Here is a 1678-nt window from a genome sequence, read left to right as displayed (position 1 = left end):
AAAAAGTCTTGTATCTTGGTTCTTGCCTCTTGATTCTAAAATCTTCAATATGAATTCTCTCTATCCCATCTTCCTCAAAGTCCATCAACTGAATACTCTTTTGGTAGGTGGAGGATTTGTGGGGACGGAGAAGCTGTCATTTTTGTTGAAAAGCAGTCCTGAGGCACAGGTCACTGCGGTTTCCAAAGAATTCAATGAGGAGTTTTTGAAATTGGCAAATGACGCGCCTAATGTGACCTTGATTGAGGATGCTTATCATGAAAAGTATCTTGGAGCCAAGCATATCGTGATCGCTGCTACTGATGATAAGGCAGTGAACAGGCAAATCCATGACGAGGCGAAAGAAAGATTTTTATTAGTCAATGTAGCAGATACTCCTGAATTATGTGATTTTTATCTTGGTGGTATCGTGACCAAAGGCAATGTAAAAATCGCCATTAGCACCAACGGCAAATCCCCAACCACTGCCAAAAGACTCCGGCAACTTTTGGAAGAAGTTATCCCCGAAGATATCAATGAATTGGTGGAAAACATCAACAAATACAGGGAAACTCTAAAAGGTGATTTTGAATACAAGGTCGAAGCCTTGAATAAACTGACCGAAGGGCTGGTGGAAAAAAGCAAGGCTGAGTGAAGGGATGGCTCCGTCATTCCGACGTCAGGAGGAATCTCCCATGGTTCGATACAAGTTCATAATTTCCGTTTATCCGTTCCTCTAGAAAATACTTCTCCCGAGCGCCTTCGGAATTAGCTTGTCCAATATTTTCACACAATTAGTTCCGATATTGTGATTTTTTTCACGTTTTCATACCCAATTGTGTGATTTTTATGATTCTGATTTAAATATCAAATCAATAGAAATAATATGCCCCCTCATTTCTCCTCCAAATTTTTTGCTCCCTTCCACCCCCTTTCATAACTTGAAGCTCAATCCATCCAACATTTAATTTATGAAAAATCACCTTTCTTTCCTTGTCGTCTTTTCCCTTCTTTTTTCACTCCAAACCAATGCACAGACCACCCCTGATTTCAAAAAACTCGATGCCTATTTTGAGCAGATGATCAAAGATTGGGATGTGCCTGGGGCCAGTATTGGAATCGTGAAAGATGGTGAACTTGTGTTTACCGGGAATTACGGAATTAAAGAAGTGGGCAAAAATGAGAAGCCCGAGTCCAATTCCCTTTATGCCATCGCTTCCAATTCCAAGGCTTTCACCACTGCGGTTATCGGTATGTTGGTTCAGGAAGGTAAATTGGGATGGAACGATAAAGTGAAAGATTATCTACCCTATTTCTCGCTATATGATGATCCATGGATCAGTGCCAATGTGACTATACGGGACCTGTTGAGCCATCGGGTGGGTTTGGGGACTTTCAGCGGTGATGTCATCTGGTACAAATCAGAAGCAGATGCAGAGGAATTTATCAGACGTGCAGGAAAAGTGCCACAGGCTTATGACTTCAGGTCCGGTTATGGCTATTCCAATCTGATGTACATTACAGCAGGAGAGGTAATCAGAAAAGTGACCGGGAAAAGTTGGGGGGAGAATGTTCAGGAAAGGATTTTGAAACCATTGGAAATGGACAATACAATGACTAATGCTAAAGGAATCCCAAATACGACAAATGTAACTACTCCCCATGGCAGAGAGGAGGGAAAGAATTTCCCAATTGCCTT

Annotated in this window: 2 protein-coding genes; both read left to right on the top strand. The window is 41.7% G+C overall.

All coding sequences use genetic code 11. From position 1 onward, the window contains the following. The first annotated feature begins 49 nt into the window (after nucleotides 1-49). Nucleotides 50-634, top strand: a complete 585-nt coding sequence (locus ACEW8O_RS15725; protein WP_373495576.1) for a bifunctional precorrin-2 dehydrogenase/sirohydrochlorin ferrochelatase — start codon at nucleotides 50-52, stop codon at nucleotides 632-634. A 316-nt stretch (nucleotides 635-950) separates the two neighbouring features. Beyond that, the coding region (locus ACEW8O_RS15720; RefSeq protein ID WP_373495575.1) for a serine hydrolase domain-containing protein at nucleotides 951-1678 on the top strand (728 nt) is incomplete at its 3' end.

This window comes from Aquiflexum sp. (genome assembly GCF_041749095.1).
Classification (GTDB): Bacteria; Bacteroidota; Bacteroidia; order Cytophagales; family Cyclobacteriaceae; genus Aquiflexum.
The sequence above is the reverse complement of the archived record's forward strand: the minus strand, read 5'-3'. Positions and strand labels throughout refer to the sequence as shown.

Bases quoted from the DNA above. Each gene is read 5' to 3' on its own strand.
- ACEW8O_RS15725 (WP_373495576.1), top strand. From the start codon at position 50: ATGAATTCTCTCTATCCCATCTTCCTCAAAGTCCATCAACTGAATACT.